Raw genomic sequence first — 20,151 nt, 5'->3', positions numbered from 1 at the left:
AACATGGCAGCCACTTTTCCGGGCGTTTGCGCCGTGGTGCCGGCAGCCGGTTTCGGCCGCCGCATGCAAACGGAATGCCCGAAACAATATCTCTCAATCGGTAACAAAACGATTCTCGAACACGCGGTCGCCGCGCTGCTGGCGGATGCGCGCGTCCAGCGGGTGGTGATTGCCGTCAGCCCCGGCGATCGCCGCTTCAGCCAGCTGCCGCTGGCGCAGCATCCGCAGATTACCGTGGTGGATGGCGGCGCCGAGCGTGCCGATTCGGTGCTCGCCGGCCTGCAGGCGTTGCCGGAGGCGCAGTGGGTGCTGGTGCATGACGCCGCGCGCCCCTGCCTGCATCAGGACGACCTCAGCCGCCTGCTGTCGCTCTGCGAAACCAGCCGCGTCGGCGGGATCCTTGCGGCGCCAGTGCGCGACACCATGAAGCGCGCCGAGCCGGACAAAACCGCTATTGCCCATACCGTCGACCGCAATGACCTGTGGCATGCGCTCACCCCGCAATTTTTCCCTCGCGAGCTGCTGGTGGATTGCCTCACTCGCGCGCTAAACGAGGGAGCCACTATCACCGATGAAGCCTCGGCGCTGGAGTACTGCGGCTTCCATCCGCAGCTGGTCGCCGGACGCGCGGATAATATTAAAGTGACGCGCCCGGAAGACCTGGCGCTGGCTGAATTTTACCTCACCCGTTCCCGACACCAGGAGAAAGCTTAATGCGAATTGGACATGGTTTTGACGTACACGCTTTTGGCGGTGAAGGCCCAATCATCATTGGCGGGGTACGCATTCCTTATGAAAAAGGGCTGCTGGCCCACTCCGACGGCGACGTCGCGCTGCATGCGCTGACCGACGCGCTGCTTGGCGCCGCGGCGCTGGGCGATATCGGCAAGCTGTTCCCCGATACCGATCCGGCGTTTAAAGGCGCCGATAGCCGCGAACTGCTGCGCGAAGCATGGCGCCGCATTCAGGCCAGGGGCTATACGCTCGGCAACGTCGACGTCACGATTATTGCCCAGGCGCCGAAAATGCTGCCGCATATTCCGCAGATGCGCGTCTTTATCGCTGAGGATCTCGGCTGCCATATGGACGACGTCAACGTGAAAGCGACCACCACCGAGAAGCTCGGCTTCACCGGCCGCGGGGAAGGGATCGCCTGCGAAGCGGTTGCGCTGCTGCGTAAGGCCGACAAATGATCGCCTTTGACCAACTGACCTGGCTGCACGGCAAACCGCAGAGCAGTGGGCTACTGAAAGCCAATCCGGAAGATTTTCTGGTGGTGGAAGATCTGGGCTTTGCCCCGGACGGCGAAGGCGAACACGTGCTGGTGCGGATCCTGAAAAACGGCTGCAATACGCGCTTTGTCGCCGACGCGCTGGCGAAATTCCTTAAGATCCACGCCCGTGAAGTGAGCTTCGCCGGGCAAAAGGATAAGCACGCGGTCACCGAGCAGTGGCTGTGCGCCCGGGTGCCCGGCAAAGAGATGCCGGACCTGAGCAAATTTCAGCTCGAGGGCTGCCAGGTACTGGAATATGCTCGCCATAAGCGTAAGCTGCGTTTAGGCGCGCTGAAAGGCAACCAGTTTACCGTGATCCTGCGCGAGATTAGCGATCGCCAGGACGTGGAGACGCGTCTGCAGGCCATCGCTGAACGGGGAGTGCCGAACTATTTCGGCGCGCAGCGCTTTGGCATTGGCGGCAGTAACCTGCAGGGCGCCATGCGCTGGGCGGAGAGCGGCGCGCCAGTGCGCGATCGCAATAAGCGCAGTTTTTGGTTGTCGGCAGCCCGCAGCGCGTTGTTTAATCAGCAAGTGAGTATTAGATTAAAAAAAACGGAATTTAATCAGGTCGTTGATGGCGATGCGCTACAATTAGCGGGGCGCGGGAGCTGGTTTGTCGTCACACCGGAAGAACTCGAGGTTTCGCAGGCGCGGGTGCATAACCGCGAACTGATGATTACGGCCACGCTGCCGGGCAGCGGCGACTGGGGAAGCCAGCGCGACGCCCTGGCTTTCGAGCAGGCCGCGATCGCCGAGGAAACCGCGTTGCAGGCGCTGCTGGTACGGGAGAAAGTCGAGGCGGCGCGCCGGGCGATGCTTCTCTATCCACAGCAGCTCAGCTGGAACTGGTGGGATGACGTAACCGTTGAACTGCGTTTCTGGCTGCCGGCGGGCAGCTTCGCCACCAGCGTGGTCAGGGAGCTTATCAATACAACGGGTGACTATGCGAATATTGCTGAGTAACGATGACGGGATCCATGCGCCGGGGATACAGACCCTGGCGAAGGCCTTAAGGGAGTTTGCCGAGGTCCAGGTGGTTGCACCCGATCGTAACCGCAGCGGGGCCTCAAATTCGCTGACGCTGGAATCGTCCCTGCGTACGTTTACCTTTGAAAATGGCGACATCGCCGTCCAGATGGGCACCCCGACCGACTGTGTCTATCTCGGCGTGAACGCGCTGATGCGCCCGCGTCCGGACATCGTGGTTTCCGGCATTAATGCCGGCCCCAACCTGGGCGACGACGTCATCTATTCCGGCACCGTGGCCGCGGCGATGGAAGGCCGTCATCTGGGGTTCCCCGCGCTGGCCGTGTCGCTGAACGGCTATCAGCATTACGATACCGCCGCGGCGGTAACCTGCACCATTCTGCGCGCCTTAAGCCGCGAGCCGCTGCGTACCGGGCGGATCCTTAACATCAACGTACCGGATCTCCCGCTTGATCAAATCAAGGGCATTCGCGTGACCCGCTGCGGCAATCGCCATCCGGCCGACCAGGTGATCCCGCAAAAAGATCCGCGCGGCAACATCCTGTACTGGATTGGTCCGCCGGGCGATAAGCGCGATGCCGGGCCGGGCACCGATTTTGCGGCAGTGGATGAAGGCTATGTTTCCGTGACGCCATTGCACGTCGATTTAACCGCCCATCAGGCGCATGAGGTGGTCACCGATTGGCTGGAACGTGTCGGGGTTGACAGGCAATGGTAAGTAAACGTGTTGAAAGTTTGTTGAATCAACTGCGCACGCAGGGCATCGTCGATGAACGTGTCCTCGAGGCGATCGCGCTGGTCCCGCGCGAAAAGTTTGTTGATGAAGCCTTTGAACATAAAGCGTGGGAAAACACCGCGCTGCCGATTGGCCAGGGGCAGACCATCTCCCAGCCGTATATGGTGGCGCGGATGACCGAGCTGCTGACGCTGACGCCGGAGTCGCGGGTGCTGGAGATCGGCACCGGTTCCGGCTACCAGACGGCCATCCTGGCGCATCTGGTGCATCACGTATGCTCGGTAGAGCGAATTAAGAGTTTACAGTGGCAGGCGCGTCGTCGCCTGAAACAACTTGATTTACATAATGTTTCAACCCGTCATGGCGATGGGTGGCAAGGTTGGCAGGCGCGGGCGCCGTTTGATGCCATTATTGTGACGGCGGCGCCGCCGGAAATACCGACCGCGCTGCTGGCGCAGCTGGATGATGACGGCGTGCTGGTGCTGCCGGTCGGCGAAGAGCATCAGTTTCTCAAACGGATCCGTCGTCGGGGCAACGAATTTATCATTGATACCGTCGAGGCCGTTCGCTTTGTTCCCCTGGTGAAGGGGGAGCTGGCCTGAGACCCGGATTATTCCAGGTTTTTTTTGCCTGACTTTAGGCGTAGGGTGGACACATTTTTCAGTGTCCTGGCCGGGCGCCGCCCGGTAAGCAAGATATTGGCAGTTAACATATTCCTGGGGGATAAATGAGCGCGGGAAGCACCAAATTTACCGTCAGCCGTATTGCGGCTCTTTCACTGGTTTCACTCTGGCTGGCCGGGTGTACCAACACCAATAATCCGCCTGCGCCGGTTAGCTCTGCCGGCGGCGCCGCCTCTTCCAGCACCAACTCCGGCATGCTGATTACGCCGCCACCCTCCGGCGTCAAGTCCGCTCCTCAGGCGCAGCCGATTCAGCCGATGCAGACCCAGACCATTCAGCCGCAGCCGGCGCCGGTGGCGCAGGAGCCGGTACAGACGGTAAATGGCCGGATCGTTTACAACCGCAAATATGGCGATATTCCGAAAGGTAGCTATACCGGCGGCAGTACCTATACGGTAAAACGCGGCGACACGCTATTCTATATCGCCTGGGTCACCGGCAACGATTTCCGCGACCTGGCGCAACGCAACAATATCCCGGCCCCGTACGCGCTGAACGTGGGGCAGGTACTGCAGGTCGGTAACGCCTCAGGCCAGCCGATCACCGGCGAAAACGCCGTTTCTCAGGCCAGCGCAAGAGCGAGCGGCGGTGCGACGACCAGCACAACTTCTGCACAAAAATCGACCGCGGTGGTTGCTTCACAACCGACTATTACGTATTCTGAATCTTCAGGTGAACAGAGTGCTACCAAGATGTTGCCTAATAATAAACCAGCGACTACAACCACAACGGTTGTCGCGCCGGTGACGGCACCAACAACGGTGAGCACAACCCAGCCGACTGCAAGCAGTACGTCAACCAGTTCGCCGATCTCAACATGGCGCTGGCCGACTGATGGCAAGGTTATCGAGAACTTTAGCGGCGCGGAAGGCGGCAATAAAGGTATCGATATTGCAGGCAGTAAGGGACAGGCTATTGTCGCGACCGCCGATGGGCGCGTCGTCTATGCCGGTAACGCACTGCGCGGCTACGGTAATCTTATTATCATCAAACACAACGATGATTACCTGAGTGCCTACGCTCATAACGATACCATGCTGGTTCGGGAGCAACAGGAAGTCAAAGCGGGGCAGAAAATCGCTACCATGGGTAGCACCGGAACCAGCTCAACAAGATTACATTTTGAAATTCGTTACAAGGGGAAATCCGTCAACCCGCTGCAGTACTTACCGCAGCGATAATTTGGCAAAGTACGGATAAGCGAAGCATCAGCTAACAGGCGCCAGGGCGGTGTCTACGTTCCTCTCGCAGAGAGGGCAGGGGAAATCGTCCAGGCGTCGTTTGTTGATGTGCCGTGGAAGGTGCTTTGCTCAGGGATCACGGGTAGGAGCCACCTTTATGAGTCAGAATACGCTGAAAGTTCATGATTTAAATGAAGACGCGGAATTTGATGAGAACGGAATTGAGGTTTTCGACGAGAAAGCCTTAGTAGAAGAGGAACCCAGTGATAGCGATCTGGCTGAGGAAGAGCTGCTGTCGCAAGGCGCAACCCAGCGCGTACTTGACGCCACTCAGCTTTATCTTGGAGAGATTGGTTATTCCCCACTGCTGACCGCGGAAGAGGAAGTCTATTTCGCGCGTCGCGCACTGCGTGGTGATGTCGCTTCACGCCGTCGCATGATTGAAAGTAACTTGCGTCTGGTGGTGAAGATTGCCCGTCGTTACAGCAATCGTGGTCTGGCGTTGCTGGATCTGATTGAAGAAGGTAACCTCGGCCTGATCCGCGCCGTTGAGAAGTTTGACCCGGAACGTGGGTTCCGTTTTTCGACCTACGCGACCTGGTGGATCCGCCAGACTATTGAACGGGCGATCATGAACCAAACCCGTACGATCCGTTTGCCGATCCATATTGTTAAAGAGCTGAACGTCTATCTGCGTACCGCGCGCGAGTTGTCCCATAAGCTGGACCACGAGCCTAGCGCGGAAGAGATCGCCGAACAGCTGGACAAACCGGTCGATGACGTCAGCCGTATGCTGCGTCTGAACGAGCGCATCACCTCCGTGGATACTCCGCTGGGTGGCGATTCAGAAAAAGCGCTGCTGGATATTCTGGCCGATGAGAAAGAGAACGGCCCGGAAGACACCACGCAGGACGATGATATGAAGCAAAGTATCGTCAAATGGCTGTTCGAACTGAACGCCAAGCAGCGTGAAGTTCTGGCACGTCGTTTTGGTCTGCTGGGTTATGAAGCTGCCACGCTGGAGGATGTGGGCCGTGAAATTGGCCTGACCCGCGAACGCGTGCGGCAGATCCAGGTGGAAGGTCTGCGTCGCCTGCGGGAAATTCTGCAGGGACAGGGGCTGAATATCGAAGCGCTCTTCCGCGAATAAGACGTTTTCTGTCAAAAAGGCCCCCTCGAAAGTCGGGGCCTTTTTCTTTGGGCTAGCCGAGGCGGGTTTCCTGCAGATGGCGCCAGACAATTTTCCCTTCCGCTTGTTGAAAAATCGCCGTCGACCAGCGAACGTTCTGACTGCTATCCGCCAGCGTTTGGCTTTCACGATATAGCACTGCGGCGCCGTCGTGCCACTCGCTGATGATTTCCATCTGATCCACTACGATATCTAACCCCGGACGGCTGCCGCCGGCGTGGTGGAAAAAACGGCTCACCGTTGGGTAGTCCATCTTCTCACCGCTCAAGGGGATCATGGTAAAATCGGCGGCAAAACGCTTCATCAGCGCCTCAGCGCTTCCTTCGCCATGGCTTAACCAGCGTTCGATAAGGACATGGGCATCGAGGACTTCCTGCAGATAAGGATTCATGACTTCTCCAGAGTGGTGTGCAGGCGATGGATAATCGCCCGATTATTCAGCCGCAGGCAAAACAGCAGCGGCAACAGGGTAATGACGGCGGCGCTGATAAATACCCCCTGCCAGGCGTAGGCCGGCGGGAATACCCTCAGCAGCAGGGCGAGCAGGGCGCTGCCGGCAAAGAAGCTGAGCTGGCGGTTAAGATTCCATATCGCGCTGGCGTCAGGCATCTCTTCGGCAGGCGTATGCAGGAAAGCGCTGCTTTGCGCGGTGCTGCTGCATAAGCTGCCTCCGCCGCCCATCAGCGTAAAGGCCAGAATCAACAGCGCCAGCGGGCTGTCCGCATCGATCTTCAGCAGCAGCATGATCCCCATCGCCTGAAGCAGGCAGCCGATGATGACCAGCGGCCGGGGCCCGAAGCGGTTGAAATATCTGCCGGTAAAGGTGATGGCGGCAAACGAGGCCAGCGACCAGGGCACCATCAGGGCACCGATTGCCCCCGGCGCCATCCCGGTGACGCGTTGCAGGTAGTACATCCCCACCACGTTGACGCCAATAAACATCCCCGGCACGCAGAGGTAGATCAGCATCGCGAAGCGCAGCAGGGGATCGGCCAGCAGCGACAGTGGAAGAAAGCGAGTCGGGCGAACCGGACCGGGGGTGTCGTTCAGCCATCGCACCGCCAGCACAAAGGTTAGCAGAGCCACAGGCAGGCTGGCGAAAAAGACCCAGCGCCAGCTGAACGCCTCGACTAACAGGCCGCCGATCGCCGGCGAGCAGGCGGGGGCCAGCAGGCCGACCAGCATCACCGCCGCCGACAGCTTCGCCCGCTCATGCGGCTGAAACAGCGGCCACGTCAGCGCCTGGCCGAGGGGGATTAACAGCCCGCCGCCCATCCCCTGCAGCGTCCGCCATAAAATTAGTTCGCTCAGGCTGTTGGCAAGTCCTGCCGCCAGCGCGCCGAGGCTGAACAGCCCCAGCGAGAGTAAAAACAGCCGTTTCGCCCCCCAGCGCTCGCTGAGCCAGGCGCTGAACGGCACAACGACCGTCAGACCGAGAATATAGGCATTACTGACCCACGCCAGTTGCGAGACGGAAACCGCCAGCGCGCGGCTGATTGCCGGAAAGGCGATGCTGGCGATAAACATATTGATCAAATCGAGAAAAAAGCCGAACAGAAAAACGGTGGCAACGCGGTGGCGGTAGGTCATGGTTCACTCCCTCAGACAGGCGGCTACTGTAAACCTGCCGCAGCGAGGGATAAACGGGACTAATCGGGATATACTGTCTGAATATTTTTGACAATCATCCGGACGACGATGCTTAATCTTCAGCGCGTGACCATGTTTATCGCCGTGGTAGATGCCGGCAGTTTCACCCTGGCCGCAGCGGCGCTGGGGCAGACCAAGGCAGTGGTCAGCTTTAACGTACGGCAGCTGGAAAATGAGCTGGGGGTGACGCTGCTGCTGCGTTCGACGCGGCGTTTGCGGCTCACTGACGCCGGGGTGCTGTTCTATCAGCGCGGGGTGGCGCTCCTGAACGCGGCGGAAAATCTCCAGGATGAAGTGCGGGCCAGCCATAGCGGCTTAAGCGGGGAGCTACGGATCACCACCACGCCGGAGTATGGCGCGCAGGTTATCATTCCAGCGCTGGCCGCGTTCGCCCGTCGTCATCCGGCGCTGCGGGTGCGCCACGTCTCCTCCTCCCATCATGCCGACCTCATTTCAGAACGATTTGATGTGGCGATACGCCTCGGTACGCTGGCCGATTCCCGCTATCGGGCGACGCGGATAGCCAGTTTCGCGATCCTGCCCGTCGCCTCTCCGGCCTGGCTGGCAAGCCATCCGGTGCAGACGCTGTCAGATCTGGCGCAAGCTGAGTGGATTATTCACGAGCGCCTGCCGACGCCGCTGCGCTGGCAGCTGCGCACGGATCACCAGACAGAGGTGGATTTCTCGATAGCCAGCGCGCCGCGGTTTTCTGCTGATAGCGCTACGGCGCTGATGAGCTTTGCTCTGGCGGGATGCGGCGTCGCCTTGCTGCCCGCATGGCTGGTAGCCAAAAAGGTGGCGCAGCGGGAGCTGGTGCCGCTCCTGCCGGAATACCATTTCCCACAGCAGGGCGTGTATGCCCTTTATCCCGACTCGCAGCATTTGCCGACCCGGGTGCGGGCATTTATTGACTTCCTGCGCGAGAAGGTCGGTTAAGCGCCCGTTCAGGGCGCCATCATTTTGTGCACCAGCCGGGAGAACTGCTCGCGCTCGTCATCGCTCAGGCGGCCGAGAAACTCGTCATCGACCTCATTGCCCTGCGGAATGGAACGGTTAAGCAACGCCTCGCCTTCGTCGGTCAGATAGACAAAACGGCGGCGTTTATCGGCCGGATCGTGCTCCCGGCGCACCAGGCCGCGCGCTTCCATTCGGCTGAGCATCTCCGCCAGCGTAGCCTTGGTGCTGACCGCCGCTTCAATCAGCGCCACCTGTTCGATCCCGGGGTGCTCCGCTACCGAGCGCATCACCGCATACTGAGGTTTAGTCAGGTCCGGCAACGCCTGCTGCCAGCGGGCGGTATGCTGTTGAAAAGCTGGCGCAGCAGGTGGAATGCTTCGTTTCGTAACTCCATGAATACTCCGTAACAAAACTGTCACCTCTATGATAGCCGTTCGTACGCCTTTTTATACCCTTTCTGCGTTTTGATTAAAAATGCGCACGTATACGAACGATCTTGCCAATAAGGGCTGGAGGGGGTAGTTTAAATATAAAGTTCGTACACGAACAAAAGTAATGAGGTCTGGAATGAAACTGATTATTGGGATGACGGGGGCCACCGGGGCACCGCTTGGGGTGGCATTGCTGCAGGCGCTGCGCGATATGCCGGAGGTGGAAACCCATCTGGTGATGTCGAAATGGGCCAAAACCACCATCGAGCTGGAAACGCCCTGGACGGCGCGCGAAGTGGCCGCGCTGGCGGACTTTTCCCACAGCCCGGCAGACCAGGCCGCCACCATCTCATCCGGTTCATTTCGTACCGACGGCATGATCGTTATTCCCTGCAGTATGAAAACGCTTGCAGGCATTCGCGCGGGTTATGCCGAAGGGCTGGTGGGCCGCGCGGCGGACGTGGTGCTCAAAGAGGGGCGCAAGCTGGTGTTGGTCCCGCGGGAAATGCCGCTCAGCACGATCCATCTGGAGAACATGCTGGCGCTGTCCCGCATGGGCGTGGCGATGGTCCCGCCCATGCCAGCTTACTACAACCACCCGGAGACGGTTGACGATATCACCAATCATATCGTCACCCGGGTGCTGGATCAGTTTGGCCTCGACTATCACAAAGCGCGCCGCTGGAACGGCTTACGCACGGCAGAACAATTTGCACAGGAGATCGAATAATGGCTTTTGATGATTTGCGCAGCTTTTTGCAGGCGCTGGATGACCAGGGACAACTGCTGAAAATCAGTGAAGAGGTGAACGCTGAGCCCGATCTGGCGGCGGCCGCCAATGCGACCGGACGCATCGGCGACGGTGCCCCGGCGCTGTGGTTCGATAATATTCGCGGCTTTAACGACGCTCGCGTGACGATGAACACCATCGGCTCGTGGCAGAACCATGCCATCTCGCTGGGCCTGCCGCCTAACACGCCGGTGAAAAAGCAGATTGATGAGTTCATTCGCCGCTGGGATAACTTCCCGGTGACGCCAGAGCGCCGCGCCAACCCGGCGTGGGCAGAAAATACTGTTGATGGCGATGATATCAACCTGTTCGATATTCTGCCGCTGTTCCGCCTCAATGATGGTGACGGCGGTTTCTACCTCGATAAAGCCTGTGTCGTTTCACGCGATCCGCTGGATAAAGATAACTTCGGTAAGCAAAACGTCGGTATCTACCGCATGGAAGTGAAAGGCAAGCGCAAGCTCGGCCTGCAGCCGGTACCGATGCACGATATCGCGCTGCATCTGCACAAAGCGGAAGAGCGTGGGGAAGATCTGCCGATCGCCATTACCCTCGGTAACGACCCGATTATTACCCTGATGGGCGCCACGCCGCTGAAATACGATCAGTCTGAATATGAGATGGCTGGCGCGCTGCGCGAGAGCCCGTATCCCATCGCTACCGCGCCGCTGACCGGCTTTGACGTGCCCTGGGGTTCGGAAGTGATCCTCGAAGGGGTCATTGAAGGGCGTAAGCGTGAGATCGAGGGGCCGTTCGGTGAATTTACCGGTCACTACTCCGGCGGTCGTAACATGACGGTAGTGCGTATCGACAAAGTCTCTTATCGCAGCAAACCGATTTTTGAATCGCTCTACCTCGGTATGCCGTGGACCGAGATTGACTATCTGATGGGCCCGGCGACCTGCGTACCGCTGTATCAGCAGCTGAAGGCCGAATTTCCGGAAGTGCAGGCGGTCAACGCCATGTACACCCATGGTCTGCTGGCGATCATCTCCACCAAAAAACGCTACGGCGGTTTTGCCCGCGCGGTGGGCCTGCGGGCGATGACCACTCCCCACGGCCTCGGCTATGTGAAGATGGTGATCATGGTTGATGAAGACGTCGACCCGTTCAACCTGCCGCAGGTGATGTGGGCGCTCTCCTCGAAGGTTAACCCGGCGGGAGACCTGGTGCAGTTGCCGAACATGTCGGTCCTTGAACTTGACCCAGGCTCCAGCCCGGCAGGCATTACCGACAAACTGATTATCGACGCCACCACCCCGGTTGCGCCGGACCTTCGCGGTCACTACAGCCAGCCGGTGCAGGATCTGCCGGAAACCAAAGCCTGGGCTGAAAAACTGACCGCTATGCTGGCCAACCGTAAATAAGGAGAAGAAGATGATTTGTCCACGTTGCGCCGATGAAAAGATTGAAGTCATGGCGACCTCGCCGGTGAAAGGGGTCTGGACCGTGTATCAGTGCCAGCACTGTCTTTACACCTGGCGAGATACCGAGCCGCTGCGCCGCACCAGCCGCGAACACTATCCGGAAGCGTTCCGCATGACGCAGAAAGATATCGATGAGGCGCCGCAGGTGCCGCACGTACCGCCGCTATTGCCGGAAGATAAGCGTTAATGAAAGGGGCCCGCTAAGTCGGGCCTTTTTTATATTTAGTACAATTATGGAAATTATTTTTTTTCATTAAATTAAAAAATTACGTGAAGGGTTAATATACCGGGATGACTTTGCGAGCCTGCATCCAGATTATTATAAAATTCGTCTGATTAATTCCTTGCAGATAAATTTCACGCCCTGACGAGTGTAGAATTGCGGCGGGTGCTTGAGGCTGTCTGGCCTTGAGCATTACCAGGCCCCCAGACAGACGAAAGCCCCAGGAGATATTTCTATCAACTGAGGCTAGCGAATGAACATAGACAATTCAGATGTTAGTCTCTTCTTTGCAGGGAGGCAAGATATGCTGACAAAATATGCCCTTGTGGCAATCATCGTACTCTGTATTACGGTACTGGGATTTACGCTGTTGGTGCACAGCTCACTATGCGAGCTGAGTATTAAAGAGCGTAATATTGAGTTTAAAGCTGTTCTCGCTTACGAATCGAAGAAGTAGCATCCGCGCGAGGGCAACCCCGCGTATGGGTTGTCAGGACGCATCCTCTAGCACCCATTTTTTTGTTTACTAAAACGGCAGCGCTTCACAGCGCTGCCGTTTTTCACCTTAATGGGGGGCTAGACCAGGCTTTTCAGACGGTAGATCCACTCCAGCGCCTGACGCGGGGTCAGGGAGTCCGGATCAAGATTCTCCAGCGCCTCAACCGCAGGCGAGGTCTCTTCCGGGGCGGCGAGTAGCGACATCTGCGTGCCGTCGACCTGGGTCGCCGCCGCGTTGGGCGAGATACTCTCCAGCTCGCGCAGTTTCTGCCGCGCGCGCTTGATCACCTCTTTCGGCACCCCCGCCAGCGCGGCGACCGCCAGGCCATAGCTCTTGCTGGCCGCGCCGTCCTGCACGCTGTGCATAAAGGCGATGGTATCGCCGTGCTCCAGCGCGTCGAGGTGGACGTTGGCGACGCCTTCCATTTTCTCCGGCAGCTGGGTGAGCTCGAAGTAGTGGGTGGCGAACAGGGTCAGCGCCTTGATTTTGTTGGCCAGATTTTCCGCACAGGCCCACGCCAGCGATAGCCCGTCGTAGGTGGACGTGCCGCGGCCAATCTCATCCATCAGCACCAGGCTGTGTTCGGTAGCGTTGTGCAGGATATTGGCGGTTTCAGTCATCTCCACCATAAAGGTCGAGCGGCCGCTGGCCAGGTCATCCGCCGCGCCGACGCGGGTAAAGATGCGATCGATGGGCCCGATCTCCACCTTCTGCGCCGGGACGTAACTGCCGATATAGGCCAGCAGCGCAATCAGCGCGGTCTGGCGCATATAGGTACTTTTACCGCCCATGTTCGGCCCGGTAATGATCAGCATCCGCCGCTGCGGCGCCAGCTGCAGCGGGTTAGCGATAAACGGCTCTTTCAGCACCTGCTCGACCACCGGATGGCGGCCTTCGCTGATGCGAATGCCTGGCTTATCGCTAAAGGTCGGGCAGCAGTAGTTCAGGGTTTCCGCGCGTTCCGCCAGGTTGACCAGCACGTCCAGCTCGGCCAGCGCGCTGGCGCTGGTTTGCAGATCGGCGAGATGCGGCAGCAGCAGGTCGAACAGTTCGTCATAAAGCTGTTTTTCCAGCGCCAGCGCTTTGCCCTTGGAGGTCAGCACCTTATCTTCGTATTCCTTCAGCTCAGGAATAATGTAGCGTTCGGCGTTTTTCAGCGTCTGGCGGCGCACGTAGTGGATCGGCGCGAGGTGGCTCTGGCCGCGGCTGATCTGGATGTAGTAGCCGTGGACGGCGTTGTAGCCGACTTTCAGGGTATCGAGGCCCAGCCGCTCGCGCTCGCGGATCTCCAGCTTATCGAGATAATCGGTGGCGCCATCGGCCAGCGCCCGCCACTCGTCCAGCTCTTCGCTATAGCCCGGGGCGATGACCCCGCCGTCGCGGACCAACACCGGCGGGGCGTCGATCACCGCGCGCTCCAGCAGTTCGCGCAGTTCGGTGAACTCGCCCATTTTCTCGCGCAATTTTTGCACCGGCTGACTGTCAACGTCGGCCAGCAGCTCACGCAGCAGAGGCAGTTGCTGCAGGGCATGACGCATGCGGGCAAGATCGCGCGGCCGGGCGGTACGCAGCGCCAGACGCGCCAGAATACGCTCCAGATCGCCGACCTGGCGCAGCACCGGCTGCAGCTCGGTATAGCGCTCCTGCAGCGCGCCGATGGTCTGCTGGCGCTCCACCAGCACGGCGGTATCGCGGACCGGCATATGCAGCCAGCGCTTGAGCATCCGGCTGCCCATCGGCGTCACCGTACAGTCGAGTACCGAGGCCAGGGTGTTGTCGGTGCCGCCGGCCAGATTCTGGGTGATCTCGAGGTTACGGCGGGTGGCGGCATCCATAATGATGCTGTCCTGCTGGCGTTCCATGGTGATGGAGCGGATGTGCGGCAGCGAGGTACGCTGGGTGTCTTTGACATACTGCAGCAGGCAGCCGGCGGCGCACAGGCCGCGCGGGGCGTTTTCGACGCCGAAGCCGACCAGATCGCGGGTGCCGAACTGCAGGTTTAGCTGCTGGCGCGCGGTGTCGATTTCAAATTCCCACAGCGGGCGACGGCGCAGACCGCGGCGGCCCTCGATCAGCGACGATTCGGCAAAATCTTCCGCATACAGCAGTTCCGCCGGGTTGGTGCGTTGCAGCTCTGCCGCCATGGTTTCGCGGTCGGCCGGTTCGCTCAGGCGAAAGCGCCCGGAGCTGATATCCAGCGTCGCGTAGCCGAAGCCCTTGCTGTCCTGCCAGATGGCGGCCAGCAGGTTGTCCTGGCGCTCCTGCAGCAGCGCTTCATCGCTAATGGTGCCTGGGGTGACGATACGCACCACTTTACGCTCGACCGGCCCCTTGGTGGTGGCCGGGTCGCCAATCTGCTCGCAAATGGCCACCGACTCGCCCTGATTGACCAGTTTGGCGAGGTAGTTCTCTACGGCGTGGTGGGGGATGCCGGCCATGGGTATCGGTTCGCCCGCGGAGGCGCCGCGCTTGGTCAGCGAGATATCGAGCAGCTGCGAGGCGCGTTTCGCATCGTCATAAAATAGCTCGTAAAAATCCCCCATCCGGTAAAACAGCAGAATGTCAGGATGTTGCGCCTTTAGCTTGAGATACTGCTGCATCATCGGCGTGTGGGCGTCGAGATTGTCAATTGTGCTCATGGGGTGTTATCCAGATCCCTGATTTTAAATGGCTGCGATTTTGTAGTTTTCGTCGTTATCACATGGATGAGACATAATAACGGAGATGGGCAGGTGAGGGAAACCGATGAAAGCACGCGGCGCGATCCGGATTCCAGTTGCAGAGGGGGCGGGGTACCGTCACAGTAATTGAACCGCCGCCACGCGATCGTCTTCATACATTACGTTCGCCGTCGATGTTGTTCTGCCTTCTGGCCGTAGACCTCGTTACGACAACGGCTTGTGGTTGCTAGTCGTAAAGCCATTTACCTGCTTTTGCTGATTCGGCAAACATTTTGATAGTTAAAGGTTTACGCGTTTTTTCTACATCTTCTCGTTTTACTTTAAACCACCGAGTTAGCATTGGAGTATTCTCCCAAGGGAAATAACACGACCATTTAACACTGGAAAGATCAACATTAAATTTTTGTTCAAATTTATTTAAAGCGTCAAGCAGATCGTCGCCGGGAGCATCAAATAAGTCATAATCAAGTTCCAATGGGATTTCTTTCCAATTTTTATCTAAACGGGTTGAGATCTCATCTTTAAACAAGTCTAAAACCTGATCTTGAATGCTTTTCATTAAAAGGATGTCCATTGTATACGGTCTTTGGGGCGAGCTATTAGGTTGTATTTTTCCTGAGTTTTTCTTGAAACTTGATAAATTGAGTTTACAAGTCCTATCCAACCTAACCACGGAACATAACGGGCGATAACAGCAGCAAGACTATTCGTTTTTCTCATTCTTACACCAACGGGTGTAGGAACCCTAATACCAAATGGAGTTTTTGCATTTCTCAGAAGCATCCTTCCATATTTAGAAACAACACTTGTTCCTTTTATTGCCTCTCCTGGCTTTGTTCTGGTTTTTAGCCAAGGTTGCCCGGCGAGGATAGCGGCACCAGATTCAATACCAATGCCAAGTTCGTCACAAAATTGTTCAAGAAAAATGACATCAAAAAGTTCACCAGCCGAAAGATTGGATTGTCCGTGATAGAAATAGGTTCCATTTAGTTCTTCTGTCGTATCCATTTGCTCATCTATTATGCTGTTTGTCTTTCATTCCAGGCATCGGTGAAAATTATATTTCCGTCACAATGTTTCCAGGTGATCTTCTCATATCTAAGTTCGACAGATTCAAGATGGTTGTTGTTCTTGTCTTCTGGGGAAGCCATTGTAGGAGATATTGATACGATTCGGACGCCTTCAAGTAGCATATTGAAGTATTCCACTTCTTGACCAGCATCGCTGATTTTATACCATTTGATTTCAGCAGATTTCAGGTTCTGACCAGTAGCTACTGCTTTGTAGAGGTATGGACTGGAATAGTCGAATTCTTTAACGATGATCATTGGTGAGTGCTGACGAGTGCCGGTAGGCTTGCCAGTGGCATTATCAGTGGGAATGGAGAGATTGTGATGAAACCCTTTAAATTCGATGCTGAACTCCCTGTCTGCAACATCACAACCACCTTTGATTAGTGCCCCACCGTCGTCGTATATCCACATATTACCTGGAATAGCCATGCTTCTTCTTCCCTCTATTATCATTAGTAAGAAAACAGTGTATCGAGTTGATTAAGCGCAGTAAATAATCAATGTGTCGTTTTTGGATTAATACGGGAAATATCTTCTCTGTAATGATGGTTTATATTTAAAAATAGCTGTCGTAAATATTTCATTGGGTTATTACGCCATTGGTATAGATTTTAAATATAAATGACCCTCAATAATATAATGCAGGCAATTATTGCCAGAAAGCGTAAGCGCGGCGCGATCCGGATTCCAGTTGCGCCGCGCGGGGATTATGGCGCCAGATAAACCTGGGGGACCGCGTTGTCCGGGTGCTGGACGAGGCGGACATCCGCCCCGTACCAGCGATGGATAACCGGCTGCTGGATCACCTCCTGCGGCGTGCCCTGGGCGACCAGATGTCCCTGGTGAAGCAGCAGGATGCGGTCGGCCCACAGGGCGGCGAGGTTAAGGTCATGCAGCACCACGCAGACGTGCAGTTGCCCGCCGGCGGTGAGCCGTTTGAGCAAACGCAGCAGGTGCTGCTGATAGTAAAGGTCCAGCGCCGAGGTAGGCTCATCGAGAAACAGCCAGCCCTGCGGCGCGCCGTCGCGCCATAGCTGTGCCAGACAGCGGGCCAGCTGTACCCGCTGCTGCTCGCCGCCGGAGAGGCCGGGATAGCGGCGACCGGCAAGGCCATCGCAGCCGGTGACGGCCATCACCGCCGCCAGCACCGCCGGATCCGCCGTCGCGCCCCACGGTGAGCGTCCCATGGCAATGACCGTTTCCACCGTCCAGTCGGCCTGCAGGGCCGTTCGCTGCAGCATGACCGCCCGCCGGCGCGACAGCGCCTCGGGCGACCAGGCTTCCAGCGGCTTGCCTGCAAGATGGCGGGTGCCGCTGTCCGGAGTCAGATAGCCGGTCAACAGGCGCAGCAGAGTGGATTTCCCGGCGCCGTTCGGCCCGATAAGCGCCGTCATCTCGCCGCCGCGCAGCGCGACGGAGACGTTGTCGATAATCTGTCGTTTACCAAGGTGAAGTGACAGCCCCTGGGCGCTGTATTCATTAACCATGTCTGGAGTTCTCCCGACGAAAGACCAGCCACAGAAACCAGGGGGCGCCCAGCAGGCTGGTGAGCAGACCGACCGGTATCTCCGCCGGCGCCGCCACGGTGCGGGCCAGGGTGTCGGCCAGCAGAAGCAGGATCGCGCCGGCCAGCAGCGAGCCGGGGATCAGTCCGCGATGGTCAGGTCCCAGCCACAGGCGCATCAGGTGCGGCACCACCAGGCCGATAAAGCCGATGACTCCGCTGATGGCCACCGCGACGGCCACCAGCACCGCGCTGCACAGCAGCAGCCAGCGCTGCAGCGCCTGCACATTAACCCCGAGATAGTGCGCCTCTTCATCGCCAAGCTGCAGCAGATTGAGGCGGGACGCCATCCACCACACCGCCAGCGCCGCCGGGATAATCAAGGTCGCGGCCACCAGCAGCGTCGGCCATTCGGCCTGGCCCAGACTGCCCATTCCCCACAGCGACAGCTGGCGCAGCTGGGCGTCATTGCTCAGCCAGGACAGGACGCCGACCAGCGCGCCGCACAGCGCGTTGATGGCGATCCCCACCAGCAGCAGGCGCGACAGCGAACCCTCCTCCGCCCGACTGAGGATGAAAATCACCACCATCACCGCCAGGCTGCCAATAAACGCCGCCAGCATCGGCATATACAGAGCGATCAGCCCCGCAGCGGAGAACGGGAGCACCAGCCAGCTGGCCACCGCCAGCGCGGCGCCGCTGCTGATGCCCAGCAGGCCCGGGTCGGCAAGCGGGTTGCGAAACAGCCCCTGCATCACGCAGCCGGAGAGGGCCAGCGCCGCGCCCACCAGCAGGGCCAGCAGCACCCGCGGCAGACGGATGGTCAGCCAGATGTGGCGCAGCATGTCATCCCCGGAAGGCAGCAGGTTGACCAGCGGCAAGCGCATGGCGCCGAGGGTGGTGGCAAACAACGCCAGGGAGACCAGCAGCAGCGTCATCAGCAGCAAACGGCGAGTGAGGGCAGGGCGCATCAGGGCAACTGCTCCGCTTTGTTTCGCAGCGCGATTATCGCCTGCGGTGTGCGCGGCCCGAAGCCCAGCAGGGCCATATCGTCGATCGTCAGCAGCTGTTTATGACGCCCCGCCGGGGTCTGCGCCAGACCGGGCAGTTTCCACAGCCCGGCTTCGCCGCCCATCCCTTTGAGACCATCGGCGGAGATCACCACCAGATCCGCCTGGCTGGCGGCGACCCCTTCCTGCGACATGGCGCGATAGTGGTCGAAGCCCTGCATCGCGTTCTGCAATCCGGCGGCGCGAATGGCGCTATCGGCCGCGGTATGCTGTCCGGCCACCAGGGTATTCATTCCGCCGTGGCTGAGAATAAACAGCACCCGCTTAGCAACCGGCTGCGTTGGAATGGCGGCGATCTGCTGCTGAAGCTGCTGGCGCAGCGCGTCGCCTGCCGCCGTTTTGCCTAACGCTTCGGCAATGACAGCAACTTTGTTATCGATCGCGGACAGACTTTCGCCGCCCGGCACGTTAACCACCTTCACCCCGCTCGCCTGTACCTTGTGTAAGACCAGCGAGGGCTGCGCCTGGGCGCTCGCTAACACCAGCTGCGGGCGTAACGCGAGGATCCCCTCGGCGTTCAGCTGTCGCAGGTAGCCGACGTCCGGCAGCTTTTGCGCCGCCGGGGGCCAGCTGCTGGTGCTGTCCCGCGCCACCAGGCTCTCCTCCGCGTGAAGGGCATAAACGATCTCAGTGACATCTCCGCCGAGTGTGACGAGCCGCTCAACGGCGGCGTGACTCAGCAGCGGGAAAGCGATCAAGAGCAGTAACCAGCGCATCATGCGGGCTGCCCTTCACGGGTCAGGCGGTCTACCTGCTGGCGCCATTGCGTCTGCTCGGGGTGCCCCTCGCTGCGCTGGCCGTAGAGCTGGGCAATCTGGGTGCCGTCTTTAGCGAACAGTTCGACGCTGGTGACGTGTCCGTCCGAAGTCGGCTTGCGGGTCACCCACACTTCATCGACGCTCTCTTCGCGCAGATGCAGGGTAAAAGTAGTATTGAAGATATTCAGCCAGCCGCGCATGGGGGCCAGCTTTTCCAGGGCGCCGGTAAAGATCTGCACGCAGCCGCGATTGCCGACGAAAATCATGATTTCATTGCCCTCCTGGCGCACCGTCTCCAGCAGCGACGGCAGCGCATGGCGATCCACGCGGCAGGCGAGGTCGTCGCTCACCAGACGGAAGGCCTGCTGGCGGGAAAGCTGATATTTACGCAGCAGACCGAAGAACTGGTGAACGTCGGTCATCGCGCGCCAGTCGTTCTCCAGGGCGGCGCCGTCGGCGGTATCGGCATATTTCACCGGCTCCAGCGGGCGCAGGGTCAGCGGTGCCGGCGCCGCCACCCGATATTCCGCGATCAGGGTCTCCCAGGCCGCCATGTCGGTCTGCGTGGTCGCATAGACTTTCAGCAGGGCGTCGCCGTGGTGGTCGAAAAACTGGATGCTCTGACGGCCATTATCGTTCAGATGGAAGGCGCTGGCCCACTGGCTGAGGAACAGACGCAGGTCGAGCGCACGCGGGTTCAGCACCAGCCCGGCGTGGCCGCTGAGGTGATGGTGCGTGAACTGGCCCACCTGCTCATGCACGGCATACTCGTTGCGGCAGATGCATTTGGTTTCGCCGACGCGCTCCAGGGCGGCAATCAGCGCCCGGGCGTCATCGCTCAGGCGCACGGCATCATGGCCGAGGCGGGCGGCGGTCAGCTCGGCTTCGCTGATCCCCATTTCCGCGGCGATATCGCGGGCATATTTCGCGGTACTGGCCGCTTTGGTGGCCTGGTAGCGCTGCCACAGGTCAGGGTGTGCATTTGGCATAATCATATCCTTCTCGACGATGAATATCCCCGGCCGGCGGGCCGGGG

General features: G+C 58.9%; 22 protein-coding genes. 12 read left to right on the top strand and 10 right to left on the bottom strand.

Translation table 11 applies throughout. The features are described from left to right. Nucleotides 1–3 precede the first annotated feature (3 nt). The 7 genes from KPHS_41840 (at nucleotide 4) to KPHS_41780 (ending at nucleotide 6,013) form a co-directional block, all read left to right on the top strand. A complete protein-coding gene (locus KPHS_41840; protein YP_005228484.1) occupies nucleotides 4–714 on the top strand; it encodes a 2-C-methyl-D-erythritol 4-phosphate cytidylyltransferase in 711 nt (236 codons plus the stop codon). Further along, the gene (locus tag KPHS_41830) at nucleotides 714–1,193 is read left to right on the top strand and encodes a 2-C-methyl-D-erythritol 2,4-cyclo diphosphate synthase (RefSeq protein ID YP_005228483.1); all 480 of its coding nucleotides are present in this window, start codon (nucleotides 714–716) and stop codon (nucleotides 1,191–1,193) included. Before KPHS_41840 ends, KPHS_41830 begins: the two co-directional genes overlap by 1 nt. After that, entirely contained in the window at nucleotides 1,190–2,239 is a 1,050-nt protein-coding gene (locus tag KPHS_41820) for a tRNA pseudouridine synthase D (protein YP_005228482.1), read from the top strand. The genes KPHS_41830 and KPHS_41820 overlap by 4 nt, the downstream gene beginning before the upstream one ends. Beyond that, nucleotides 2,220–2,981, top strand: coding sequence for an acid phosphatase (locus KPHS_41810; RefSeq protein YP_005228481.1), 762 nt, complete (start codon nucleotides 2,220–2,222; stop codon nucleotides 2,979–2,981). The genes KPHS_41820 and KPHS_41810 overlap by 20 nt, the downstream gene beginning before the upstream one ends. A gap of 20 nt (nucleotides 2,982–3,001) precedes the next feature. After that, the gene (locus KPHS_41800; protein ID YP_005228480.1) at nucleotides 3,002–3,601 is read left to right on the top strand and encodes a protein-L-isoaspartate O-methyltransferase; all 600 of its coding nucleotides are present in this window, start codon (nucleotides 3,002–3,004) and stop codon (nucleotides 3,599–3,601) included. A gap of 125 nt (nucleotides 3,602–3,726) precedes the next feature. After that, entirely contained in the window at nucleotides 3,727–4,863 is a 1,137-nt protein-coding gene (locus KPHS_41790) for a lipoprotein NlpD (RefSeq protein ID YP_005228479.1), read from the top strand. Nucleotides 4,864–5,020: 157 nt separating this feature from the next. Further along, nucleotides 5,021–6,013 carry an RNA polymerase sigma factor gene (locus KPHS_41780; RefSeq protein ID YP_005228478.1) on the top strand — a complete coding sequence of 331 codons (993 nt, stop codon included), beginning with the start codon at nucleotides 5,021–5,023 and terminating at the stop codon, nucleotides 6,011–6,013. Between the two features lie 52 nt (nucleotides 6,014–6,065). Here KPHS_41780 and KPHS_41770 read toward each other — a convergent pair whose 3' ends face one another. After that, nucleotides 6,066–6,443: a putative cytoplasmic protein gene (locus tag KPHS_41770; RefSeq protein YP_005228477.1), complete on the bottom strand. Its 378-nt coding sequence runs from the start codon at nucleotides 6,441–6,443 to the stop codon at nucleotides 6,066–6,068. After that, nucleotides 6,440–7,642, bottom strand: a complete 1,203-nt coding sequence (locus KPHS_41760) for a putative permease (RefSeq protein ID YP_005228476.1) — start codon at nucleotides 7,640–7,642, stop codon at nucleotides 6,440–6,442. Before KPHS_41760 ends, KPHS_41770 begins: the two co-directional genes overlap by 4 nt. Nucleotides 7,643–7,750: 108 nt before the next feature. Here KPHS_41760 and KPHS_41750 point away from each other — a divergent pair, with 108 nt between their 5' ends. Then, entirely contained in the window at nucleotides 7,751–8,638 is an 888-nt protein-coding gene (locus tag KPHS_41750; protein YP_005228475.1) for a putative LysR-family transcriptional regulator, read from the top strand. A gap of 8 nt (nucleotides 8,639–8,646) precedes the next feature. Here the strand turns inward: KPHS_41750 and KPHS_41740 are convergent, their stop codons facing one another. After that, nucleotides 8,647–9,069 carry a putative transcriptional regulator gene (locus tag KPHS_41740; protein ID YP_005228474.1) on the bottom strand — a complete coding sequence of 141 codons (423 nt, stop codon included), beginning with the start codon at nucleotides 9,067–9,069 and terminating at the stop codon, nucleotides 8,647–8,649. 157 nt (nucleotides 9,070–9,226) lie between these two features. Here KPHS_41740 and KPHS_41730 point away from each other — a divergent pair, with 157 nt between their 5' ends. The 4 genes from KPHS_41730 (at nucleotide 9,227) to KPHS_41700 (ending at nucleotide 11,987) form a co-directional block, all read left to right on the top strand. Next, nucleotides 9,227–9,820 carry a putative flavoprotein gene (locus KPHS_41730; RefSeq protein ID YP_005228473.1) on the top strand — a complete coding sequence of 198 codons (594 nt, stop codon included), beginning with the start codon at nucleotides 9,227–9,229 and terminating at the stop codon, nucleotides 9,818–9,820. After that, a complete protein-coding gene (locus KPHS_41720) occupies nucleotides 9,820–11,247 on the top strand; it encodes a putative 3-polyprenyl-4-hydroxybenzoate decarboxylase and related decarboxylase (RefSeq protein YP_005228472.1) in 1,428 nt (475 codons plus the stop codon). Before KPHS_41730 ends, KPHS_41720 begins: the two co-directional genes overlap by 1 nt. Before the next feature lie 10 nt (nucleotides 11,248–11,257). Then, complete coding sequence (locus tag KPHS_41710) at nucleotides 11,258–11,494, top strand: putative cytoplasmic protein (protein YP_005228471.1); 237 nt, start codon at nucleotides 11,258–11,260, stop codon at nucleotides 11,492–11,494. Between the two features lie 340 nt (nucleotides 11,495–11,834). Further along, a complete protein-coding gene (locus KPHS_41700; RefSeq protein ID YP_005228470.1) occupies nucleotides 11,835–11,987 on the top strand; it encodes a small toxic membrane polypeptide in 153 nt (50 codons plus the stop codon). A 119-nt stretch (nucleotides 11,988–12,106) separates the two neighbouring features. Here KPHS_41700 and KPHS_41690 read toward each other — a convergent pair whose 3' ends face one another. The 7 genes from KPHS_41690 to KPHS_41630 all read right to left on the bottom strand — a co-directional run bounded on the left by KPHS_41690 (nucleotide 12,107) and on the right by KPHS_41630 (nucleotide 20,104). Further along, the gene (locus KPHS_41690) at nucleotides 12,107–14,668 is read right to left on the bottom strand and encodes a DNA mismatch repair protein (protein ID YP_005228469.1); all 2,562 of its coding nucleotides are present in this window, start codon (nucleotides 14,666–14,668) and stop codon (nucleotides 12,107–12,109) included. Between the two features lie 268 nt (nucleotides 14,669–14,936). Continuing rightward, complete coding sequence (locus tag KPHS_41680; protein YP_005228468.1) at nucleotides 14,937–15,185, bottom strand: DUF1493 family protein; 249 nt, start codon at nucleotides 15,183–15,185, stop codon at nucleotides 14,937–14,939. Nucleotides 15,186–15,729: 544 nt separating this feature from the next. Continuing rightward, nucleotides 15,730–16,212 carry a type VI secretion system effector gene (locus KPHS_41670; protein ID YP_005228467.1) on the bottom strand — a complete coding sequence of 161 codons (483 nt, stop codon included), beginning with the start codon at nucleotides 16,210–16,212 and terminating at the stop codon, nucleotides 15,730–15,732. A 278-nt stretch (nucleotides 16,213–16,490) separates the two neighbouring features. Next, nucleotides 16,491–17,270: a hemin transport system ATP-binding component gene (locus KPHS_41660; protein YP_005228466.1), complete on the bottom strand. Its 780-nt coding sequence runs from the start codon at nucleotides 17,268–17,270 to the stop codon at nucleotides 16,491–16,493. After that, entirely contained in the window at nucleotides 17,263–18,258 is a 996-nt protein-coding gene (locus KPHS_41650; RefSeq protein YP_005228465.1) for a vtamin B12-transporter permease, read from the bottom strand. The genes KPHS_41660 and KPHS_41650 overlap by 8 nt, the downstream gene beginning before the upstream one ends. Next, the gene (locus tag KPHS_41640) at nucleotides 18,258–19,076 is read right to left on the bottom strand and encodes a hemin ABC superfamily ATP binding cassette transporter, binding protein HmuT (protein YP_005228464.1); all 819 of its coding nucleotides are present in this window, start codon (nucleotides 19,074–19,076) and stop codon (nucleotides 18,258–18,260) included. The genes KPHS_41650 and KPHS_41640 overlap by 1 nt, the downstream gene beginning before the upstream one ends. Continuing rightward, the gene (locus tag KPHS_41630; protein YP_005228463.1) at nucleotides 19,073–20,104 is read right to left on the bottom strand and encodes an S-adenosylmethionine-dependent methyltransferase; all 1,032 of its coding nucleotides are present in this window, start codon (nucleotides 20,102–20,104) and stop codon (nucleotides 19,073–19,075) included. Before KPHS_41630 ends, KPHS_41640 begins: the two co-directional genes overlap by 4 nt. Between the last annotated feature and the right edge of the window lie 47 nt (nucleotides 20,105–20,151).

Origin of the sequence: Klebsiella pneumoniae subsp. pneumoniae HS11286 (genome assembly GCF_000240185.1) — a bacterium.
Lineage (GTDB): Bacteria > Pseudomonadota > Gammaproteobacteria > Enterobacterales > Enterobacteriaceae > Klebsiella > Klebsiella pneumoniae.
This window is presented reverse-complemented; position numbering and strand designations above follow the sequence as displayed.